This window comes from Pengzhenrongella sp., from assembly GCF_036565025.1.
Lineage (GTDB): Bacteria > Actinomycetota > Actinomycetes > Actinomycetales > Cellulomonadaceae > Pengzhenrongella.
In genome coordinates this window covers 1-9,416 of record NZ_DATCNW010000322.1, presented here as the reverse complement: position 1 = coordinate 9,416, position 9,416 = coordinate 1, and the positions used below count along the sequence as shown (strand labels likewise).

General features: G+C 72.1%; 6 protein-coding genes. 4 read left to right on the top strand and 2 right to left on the bottom strand.

The window, feature by feature from the left end; all coding sequences use genetic code 11:
- Nucleotides 1-113 precede the first annotated feature (113 nt).
- Both VIM26_RS18650 and VIM26_RS18645 read right to left on the bottom strand, forming a co-directional pair.
- Complete coding sequence (locus VIM26_RS18650) at nt 114-1,754, bottom strand: HAMP domain-containing sensor histidine kinase (RefSeq protein WP_331953999.1); 1,641 nt, start codon at nt 1,752-1,754, stop codon at nt 114-116.
- Nucleotides 1,754-2,509 carry a response regulator transcription factor gene (locus VIM26_RS18645; protein ID WP_331953997.1) on the bottom strand — a complete coding sequence of 252 codons (756 nt, stop codon included), beginning with the start codon at nt 2,507-2,509 and terminating at the stop codon, nt 1,754-1,756. The genes VIM26_RS18650 and VIM26_RS18645 overlap by 1 nt, the downstream gene beginning before the upstream one ends.
- Nucleotides 2,510-2,713: 204 nt before the next feature.
- Between VIM26_RS18645 and VIM26_RS18640 the strand changes: the two genes are divergently transcribed.
- From VIM26_RS18640 to VIM26_RS18625, 4 genes are all read left to right on the top strand, one after another.
- On the top strand, nt 2,714-3,160 hold the full coding sequence (locus tag VIM26_RS18640; protein ID WP_331953995.1) for a hypothetical protein: 447 nt from the start codon (nt 2,714-2,716) through the stop codon (nt 3,158-3,160).
- Between the two features lie 44 nt (nt 3,161-3,204).
- The gene (locus VIM26_RS18635) at nt 3,205-4,203 is read left to right on the top strand and encodes a phosphatase PAP2 family protein (RefSeq protein ID WP_331953993.1); all 999 of its coding nucleotides are present in this window, start codon (nt 3,205-3,207) and stop codon (nt 4,201-4,203) included.
- 78 nt (nt 4,204-4,281) lie between these two features.
- Nucleotides 4,282-7,050 (top strand): type I DNA topoisomerase, encoded by a 2,769-nt coding sequence (topA, locus tag VIM26_RS18630; RefSeq protein WP_331953991.1) that lies wholly within the window; start codon nt 4,282-4,284, stop codon nt 7,048-7,050.
- A 469-nt stretch (nt 7,051-7,519) separates the two neighbouring features.
- Nucleotides 7,520-8,524 (top strand): Gfo/Idh/MocA family oxidoreductase, encoded by a 1,005-nt coding sequence (locus VIM26_RS18625; protein WP_331953989.1) that lies wholly within the window; start codon nt 7,520-7,522, stop codon nt 8,522-8,524.
- Nucleotides 8,525-9,416: the final 892 nt, after the last annotated feature.

Here is a 9,416-nt window from a genome sequence, read left to right as displayed (position 1 = left end):
CCTATAGGACGTCAACGCTCGGACGTTGCCGGGAATACGGACGTTGCCGGGAATACGGACGTTGCCGGAAATACGGACGTTGCCGGAATTACGGGATTACGGGATCCCGGGGGCTACGGGTGGGCGGGGAGGATCGGGTGGGCAGTCGGCAGAGTGACGGTGAAGGACGTGTGGCCGGGGGCGCTGTCGACGTCGATGTGGCCGCCGTGGGCCGTCACGACGGCGTCGACGATCGCCAGGCCGAGGCCGGTGGAGCCGGCGCCGGGGGAGCGTGCGGTGTCCCCGCGCGTGAACCGGTGGAACAGCTGCGAGCGCAGCGGTTCGGGGATCCCGGGGCCGTCGTCCTCCACGCGGACGGTCACCGTCTCGTCGTCGGCCCGGACGGTGGTGCGCACGGTCGTGCCGGGCGGGGTGTGCACGCGCGCGTTGGAGAGCAGGTTGACCAGCACCTGCTGCAGGCGGTGGTCGTCGCCGAGGACGACGGCGCGCGGCGCGGCGGGAGCGTCCTCGGCGTCGGACCAGGCGTCGCCGTCGGACCAGGCCTCGCCGTCGGCCCAGTCGCCACCCGGCAGGTCCAGCTGCCAGCTGTGGTCCGGCCCGGCCGCGTGCGCATCGGCGACGGCGTCCACGGCGAGGGCCGCGAGGTCGACCTCCGCGCTGTCCAGCGGGCGCCCGGCGTCCAGCCGAGCGAGCAGCAGCATGTCCTCGACCAGCGCGGTCATCCGCAGCGACTCCGACTCGACCCGGCCCATCGCGCGCACCGCATCCGGCGGCAGGTCGCCGGGAAGGTGCCGGACCAGCTCGGCATACCCCCGGATCGCCGCGAGCGGGGTGCGCAGCTCGTGGCTCGCGTCGGCGACGAACTGGCGCACCTGGGTCTCGCTCTCGTGCCGCGCGGCGAGGGCCTCCTCGACGTGGCCCAGCAGCCGGTTCAGCGCGGCACCCACCTGGCCGACCTCCGTGCCGGGATCGGTGTCGACCGGGTCGACCCGTTCGGGCAGCGCGACCTCGCCGCGATCGAGCGGCAGCTCCGAGACGCGCGTCGCGGTCGCGGCAACGCGTTCGAGCGGGCGCAGCTCGCGGCGCACCAGGATCATGCCCGCCACGAGCGCGAGCAGCAGGCCGATCGCCGCGACGGCCACCTCGACCGCGACGTAGTCCCGCACGGTCGACGTCGCCTGGGCGGTCGACAGCCCGGTCACCACGAGGTCGCCGTCGGGCGTGCGGGTCGCGACGGCCCGGTAGTTCCCGAGCCTGCGCAGCACGATCGCGTGCGGCTTTCCGTCGGTGCGGAGCGACTTGAGCGTGGCGACCTGCGACGACGTGAGGGTCTGGAAGTTGCCCGCCTGGTCGATGTAGCCCGAGCGCGTCTCGCCGTTGCGCACGAAGAGGTTGATCGTGCCGGCGCCCTGGCCGGGCACGCTGAGCCCCGGCGGCAGCCCGTCCTGGTCCTGGTTGCCCGGGCCGGTCTTCTCGCCCGACGGCGTGGCAGCGTCGTCGGAGGGCGAGGGCGAGGAGGACGAGGACGAGGACGACGACGGCGTCGGACTCGGCGGCGAGGTGCGCGGCCGGTCGGGCGCGCTCGCCGCCCGCTGGCTCGCGCTGAGCAGCTGCGAGTCGAGCTGGCCGACCAGCGAGCCGCGCAGCGCGAGCGCCGAGACCACGCCCATCGTGCCGGCGAACACCGCAAGCAGCCCGATCAGGACCACGACGAGCCGCCGCCGCAGCGTCCAGCGGCCGCGGGCTGCGGCCATCACGCCGCCGTCGGGCTCTCGGCGGGCTTGAGCACGTAGCCGACGCCGCGCAGCGTGTGGATCATGGACGGTCGGCCGGCGTCGAGCTTGCGGCGCAGGTAGGAGATGTACAGCTCGACGATGTTCGCCTGCCCGCCGAAGTCGTACTGCCACACGCGGTCCAGGATCTGCGCCTTGGACAGCACCCGCCGCGGGTTGCGCATGAAGTAGCGCAGCAGCTCGAACTCGGTCGCCGTCAGCCGGATCGGCGTCCCGCCGCGCGAGACCTCGTGGCTGTCCTCGTTCATCTCGAGGTCGCCGACGACGAGCGTCGCCTCCTCGGTCAGCGCCGTCGCCCCGGCCCGGCGCAGCAGGGCACGCAGCCGAGCGACGACCTCCTCGAGGCTGAACGGTTTGGTCACATAGTCGTCGCCGCCCGCGGTCAGGCCCGCGATGCGGTCCTCGACGGCGTCCTTCGCGGTGAGGAACAGCACCGGGACGTGCGGGTTGGTCACCCGGATCCGGCGCAGCACCTCCAGGCCGCTCAGGTCGGGGAGCATCACGTCCAGCAGGATCACGTCCGGCTCGAGGGTGCGGGCGGCCCGGATCGCCGCGTGCCCGGTCAGCGCGGACTCGACCTGCCAGCCCTCGTAGCGCAGCACGGTCGTGAGCAGCTCGCCGAGCGTCGGCTCGTCGTCGACGACGAGGGCCCGGATCGGCGTGCCGTCCGCGCGGGTGACGGGCTCTCGCCCGCGGGTGGGGCTGGTGGTGGACATGCACCCAGAGTGGATTCCCCGCCTGTGGCCATCCTGATGCCGACCTGTGAGAAGTCTGTGGACTCCAGCCGGCGGCGAGGAATTCGGAGCGGGCCTCGGCCGTACAGCGATCCGGTGGCGGGCGCCCAGGGAGTTCACAGGCGAGGCGGCGACTGTACTCACCAGTGGTCGACCGCACCGGCGGCCCCGAGGAGGCCAATCACGATGAGCACCGACCTTGAGCCGAGAACGCGAGAGCTGCCAATCACGATGGGCACCGACCTTGAGCCGAGAACGCAGGAGCTGCCGGCCCGACTCGACTCTCACGAGGCGTGGCGGGCCGAGATCGATCCGGCCCAGCTCAACCCCGCCTGGCTCACCGCGACGGTGCGACCTGCGGGGAACTTCGCGCGCGAGGACACCGGTCGGCTGCGGGCGCTGCTCGACGCGCTCGCGGCCTGCGCGTCCATCGTCGTCCTCGACCTGCAGGCGGCGCGCCTGCGCAGCCTTCGGGCCGGGCAGGTGATCGAGGACGCGGCCTGGGACATCGAGCGCCGCGGCGGGTGCCTGCTGTGCATCAACGTCGACGCCGAGTCCCGCGCCTGCCTCTCGGCGGCCGGCAGCCACGCGATCCTGATGGACCGCGCGCCGCGTCCGGCGGTCCGCGGCTGACCATGGCGCGCCCGGGTGCGCTCACGGTCGCCTACCGTGGACGGGTGAGCAGCCCCCCGCGAAGTTCCGTCGCCGCGCCCTGGTGGTCCGCCCGCGCGCGCCCACAACCGGGGCCCGCGCTGCAGGGCGGGGTCGTCCTCGGCCTCGTGACGGCCGTCGTCTCCGCGTTCGGCGTCTGGCTGACCTGGCGGATCTTCGTGGACACCGCAGCCGGCCAGCGCGTGGACCAGGCCGTGTTCGAGGGCGCCCTGTACGGCCGCAACAGCCTGTGGCACGTGGCGCAGCCCGTGCTCGACGTCATCTCGGTCCCGTACCTCGCCGCCGTGCTGGTCGCGGCCGTGCTGATCGCCGTCGTGCGCCGGCGGTGGGGCCTGGCCCTGCAGGTCGCGCTGCTCGTGGGCGGCGCGAACCTCACCACCCAGGTGCTCAAGAGCCTGTTCGATCGCCCCGACCTCAACGCGACCCCGCTGTTCTCCAACGCGCTGCCGAGCGGGCACACGACCGCGGCCGCCTCGGTGTCCGCCGCGCTGGTGTTCGTCGTGCCGCCCCGGGCCCGGCCGTGGGCAGCGATCCTCGGCGCCGTCTACACCTCGGCGACCGGGGTCTCGACCCTGATCGGGCGCTGGCACCGGCCGAGCGACGTGGCCGCCGCGGTGCTCGTCGTCATGGCGTGGAGCGGGCTCGCGTGCGCGCTCGCCGCGGCCCGCCCGCCGAGTGCCGGAGGTCGTCTCGTGAGCACGGCGTCCGGTCAGGTCGCCCGCCCGGACCGCTGGACCGCCAGGGTCCCGGCGCAGCCCGCGGAGCCGCGGCGGCACCCCGCCGCGCCCGGTGCCGCCGGCGGGCTGTTGGTGCTCGCCGGGGTCGCCGCGGCGTTGCCCGCGGCCTGGGCGCTGCACACCTCCTGGACGACGCCGGGAGACCTCGGGTCCCGCTCCGAGCTGCTCGTGGCGTACGGCGGCGGGGCGTTCGGAGTGGTCGCGATCTGCTGCCTCGCGTTCGCCGCGCTGCTTGTCGTGCGGCGCTCGGCAGGCGGGGTGACTTGACGAGACGTCGTAGAGTGCCCGTGCGATAGCGGTGATGTGTCGGTCGCCGCCCAGAGGTTCTTCAGGAAGCAGGTCCGCATGGTCCGCAAGCTCGTCATCGTGGAGTCGCCGGCCAAGGCGCGCACGATCGCCGGCTACCTCGGCTCCGGGTACGAGGTCGAGGCCAGCGTCGGACACATCCGCGACCTCCCGCAGCCCTCCGAGCTGCCGGCCGAGATGAAGAAGGGCCCGTTCGGCAAGTTCGCGGTCGACGTGAACAACGACTTCGAGCCGTACTACGTCGTCGACGCGGACAAGAAGAAGAAGGTCGCCGAGCTCAAGCGGCTGCTCAAGGACGCCGACGAGCTCTTCCTCGCCACTGATGAGGACCGCGAGGGCGAGGCCATCGCGTGGCACCTGCTCCAGGAGCTCAAGCCCAAGGTCCCGGTCAAGCGCATGGTGTTCCACGAGATCACCCCCGAGGCGATCGCGCGGGCCCTGGAGAACACCCGTGACCTGGACACCCGGCTCGTCGACGCGCAGGAGACGCGGCGCATCCTGGACCGGCTGTACGGCTACGAGGTCTCCCCGGTGCTGTGGCGCAAGGTCCGCCAGGGCCTGTCCGCCGGGCGTGTGCAGTCCGTCGCGATGCGGCTCGTCGTCGAGCGGGAGCGCGAGCGGATGGCGTTCCGCGCCGCGGACTACTGGGACGTCAAGGCCACCTTCGCGACCGACGACGCCGGCGAGCCGACGTTCGGCGCGCGCCTGTCGACCCTCGACGGCGCGCGCGTCGCGACCGGCCGGGACTTCGACGACCGCGGCGTGCTCACGACCCGCAGCGCGGTGCACCTCGACTCCTCCGCGGCCCACGCGCTGGTGACCGGGCTCGACAGCGCCGACTTCGCGGTGCGCAGCCTGGAGACCAAGCCGTACACGCGCAAGCCCGCCGCCCCGTTCACGACGTCGACCCTCCAGCAGGAGGCCTCGCGCAAGCTGCGGCTCGGCTCGCGCCAGGCGATGCGGACCGCGCAGTCGCTGTACGAGAACGGCTACATCACCTATATGCGGACCGACTCGAACGTGCTGAGCTCGCAGGCGATCGACGCCGCGCGCCGCCAGGCGGCCGAGCTGTACGGCCCCGAGTTCGTGCCGGACGCGCCCCGCGTGTACGCCTCGAAGTCCAAGAACGCCCAGGAGGCGCACGAGGCCATCCGGCCCGCCGGTGACTCGTTCCGCACCCCGGCGCAGGTCGCGTCCGAGCTGTCCGGCGACCAGTTCCGGCTGTACGAGCTGATCTGGAAGCGCACGGTCGCCTCGCAGATGGCGGACGCGCGCGGGTCGACGGCGTCGGTGAAGATCGGCGCCCTGGTCAGTGACGGGCGCGACGCCGTGTTCGCGGCGTCCGGCACCGTGATCACGTTCCGCGGGTTCATGGCCGCCTACGAGGAGGGCCACGACACCGAGCGCTACGCCGACGACGCGGCGCCGTCGTCGGGCAAGGACGCGCAGGACGCGCGACTGCCGCAGATGGCCCAGGGCGACGCGATGAACGCGAGCGATCTGAACGCCGACGGGCACCAGACGTCCCCGCCGCCCCGGTTCACCGAGGCGAGCCTGATCAAGGCGCTCGAGGAGCGGGGGATCGGCCGGCCCTCGACGTACGCGGCGACGATCTCGGTGATCCAGGACCGCGGGTATGTGTCGAACCGGGGGCAGGCGCTCGTGCCGAGCTGGCTCGCGTTCGCGGTCACCCGGCTGCTCGAGGAGAACTTCCACTGGCTGGTCGACTACGACTTCACGGCGAGCATGGAGGAGGACCTCGACGCGATCGCGGCGGGGGACAAGAACCGGGTGGAGTGGCTGAGCCGCTTCTACTTCGGTGACGCCGACGGCGCCGGGGTCGGCGAGATCGAGGGCCTCAGCCACGCGGTGGAGAACCTTGGCGAGATCGACGCGCGCCAGGTCAACTCGATCGACATCGGCGACGGCATCACCTTGCGCGTGGGCCGCTACGGCCCGTACGTCGAGGACACCGCCGCCGCCCTGCTGACCACGGACGGGTCGGACCCGAAGCGGGCCGCCGTGCCCGAGGAGCTGGCGCCCGACGAGCTCACCGCGGCCAAGGCGCGCGAGCTGCTCGAGACGCAGGCCGAGGGCGACCAGGTGCTCGGGGTCGACCCCGCGACCGGTACCTCGATCGTTGCCCGCAACGGGCGGTACGGGCCGTACGTCACCGAGCTGCTGCCCGAGCCCGAGCTGGACCCGACCCTGTCGGCGGCCGCCAAGAAGCGGGCGCTGGCGGCGCTGCCCAAGCCGCGCACGGGTTCGCTGCTCTCGACCATGCAGCTCGCGACGTTGACGCTCGCCGACGCGCTCAAGCTGCTCTCGCTGCCCCGCGTGGTGGGCGTGGACCCCGAGTCGGGCGACACGATCACGGCGCAGAACGGGCGGTACGGGCCGTACCTCAAGCGCGGCACGGACTCGCGCACGCTGCCGACCGAGGACGCGATGTTCGACGTCACCCTCGAGGAGGCGCTCGCGATCTACGCCCAGCCCAAGCGCGGGCGCGGCGGCTCGGCGGCGGCGCCGCTGCGTGAGCTCGGCGAGGACCCGGTCTCGAAGAAGCCCGTGGTCGTCAAGGAGGGCCGGTTCGGTCCGTACGTGACCGACGGCGAGTCGAACGCCACCCTGCGCACCGAGGACTCGGTCGAGAACATCACGCTCGAGCGGGCCGCGGAGCTGCTGGCCGACAAGCGGGCCCGCGGGCCGGTCAAGGGGCGCAAGACGGCAGCCAAGAAGACCGCGGCGAAGAAGACAGTGGCAAAGAAGAAGCCGACGGCGAAGAAGGCCGCAGTCGCGAAGGGCTGACGCTCTGGCAGCCGAGGCTGAGGGCTCTTTGCCGAACCTGCAGCCACGACCGTGCACACGCTGCTCCCGCATCCCCCTGCGAGGCGGGAACCGCGACCGTGGCGAGAGCAACAGGCTCCCGACACGGTCGGTACGGAACAACCTACGCCCGTCCGTGGCGCCGTTCGTCGACTGACCTGCCAATGTATCGATAATGATGGCCGTCCGAGCAGGGCGTCGGCGCAGAAACTGGGCCGAACAGGTGAAGTCGACGAGGGTTGGCGCCCTCATCGAAGGCTTTCGGGGCAGCCTCCGCGGCGGCCACCGGCGCTGCACAACCGCTGGTCGGGGGCCCGACCTCGCCGCGTCGCCCGGGCGTCCGGGCAGCTGCGCGGGCGCACACGCGGGGCGTGCCGGCTCACTAACGAGCGCCGCCGAGGTGCGCCCTCACCCGATCGGCCCAAAGACGGCGCCCCACTATGTTGGGCGCATGGCACACGTTGACGACCCTCGAACTGCTCCGTCCATCCGCTGGGGAATTCTCGGCGCCGGCAACATCGCGGGATCCTTCGCGAACGCCGTCAACACCCACACTCGGTCCCCGCTGCTGGCCGTCGGCTCGCGCAACCGCGACCGCGTCGAGCGATTCGCCACCGCGCACGGCATCCCGACCACCCACCTCGGCTACCGCGGCCTGGTCGAGGACCCGCAGGTCGACGCGGTGTACGTCGCGACGCCGCACTCCGAGCACAAGGCGCTCGCGCTGCTGGCGATCGCGGCAGGCAAGCACGTGCTCGTCGAGAAGGCCTTCATGCGCAACACGGGCGAGGCCGAGGAGGTCTTCGCAGCCGCGCGCACCGCCGGCGTGTTCGTCATGGAGGCGATGTGGACCCGTTTCCTGCCGCACGTCGCCGCCCTGCACCAGGTGATCGCCGCCGGTGAGATCGGCGAGATCGTGAACCTCACGGCCGACCACGGGCAGTGGTTCGAGACGGACCCGACCAGCCGCCTGTTCGACCCGGCGCTGGCTGGCGGTGCGCTGCTCGACCTCGGGGTGTACCCGGTCTCCTTCGCGCACGACTTCCTCGGCGAGCCCGACGCGGTCTCCGCGGTGGGCGCGCTCACCGAGACCGGGGTCGACGGGCAGGTCGGAATCGTGCTGTCCTACGGCGAGCGTGTGCAGGCGACGTTGTCGACCACGCTGTGGGCCAAGACACCGACGACCGCGTCGATCTCCGGTACCGAGGGCAACATCCAGATCGCCGGCGACTTCTACGCCCCGACGTCGTTCACGGTGACCCGCCGCGACGGTTCCACGTGGACCTTCGACCGCCGGGCGAGCATGGGCCTGCAGTACGAGGCCGCGGAGGTTGCGCGCCGGGTGACCGCTGGCGAGACCGAGAGCCCCCGGATGACCTGGGACAACTCCCGCGGGGTGCTGCGCACCATGGACGCCGTGCGCGCCCAGATCGGTCTGGTCTACCCCGGCGAGTAGGCGCAGACTCCCGAGCTCCCGGGCTCCCGAGCCCGCGAGCCCGCGAGCCCACGAGTTCACGAGCGCATCCGGAAGTCTCCGACTTCCGGCCCGGAACGGGCTGCCCCACGAGGGGCTCAGGTGACTTGTCAGACGCAGCGCGGGCTATAGGGCGCCCTGCGTCTGACAAGTCGACGGTCCCCCGGACTTGTCAGACCCAGCGCGCGGTATGGCCCGCGCTGGATCTGACAAGTCGGACGGACGGGACGGGGAGGGCAGCCGAGTTCGAGTAGCGGCAGCCGAGCTTGAGCAGGGTCAGCCCAGCTTGAGCAGGGTCGGGCCAGCTCGAGCACTCGCTGCCCGCGGGGTCCGTAGAAGGCCGGTTCAGGTGTGGACAGCCGCGCGAGTGACCGGTGGTGCGCAAGTGACGCATGTGACACCGATTCCGTTCAATTCCGTCACTCTGGTCCCACGCGCGGCTGTCCACACCGCGAACCTCTTCCTGAGTCATCAGTCGGCGCGCCGTAGATCGCTATTGCTGCCGAATCCGCCTCGCACGTCCGGGTTGTCGCACCGTCGGTGCGGAGCATGGTGCAGGGGTTGCTCGCGTTGCCTCTGGAGAGCGTGATCTGAGTCGACTTCAGTCACACCAGTCACATGCTCCGCACCGGCGGAATCGCACGCGCGCTCGACGGGTGCACTCGGTCCACGTCAGGCCGGGTCAGTGGGACTTTCGGTTGCTCTCGGCTGACCGCGGCTGCTCTCGGCTGCCGCGGCTGATCGCAGGCCCCGTTGACGGCCGCTCCAGGTGTGGAGGGACGCGCGAGTGACTGGTGGTGCTCACGTGACGCATGTGACACCTCAACCGTTCACTTCCGTCACTTCCGTCCCACGCGCGTCCCTCCACACCGCG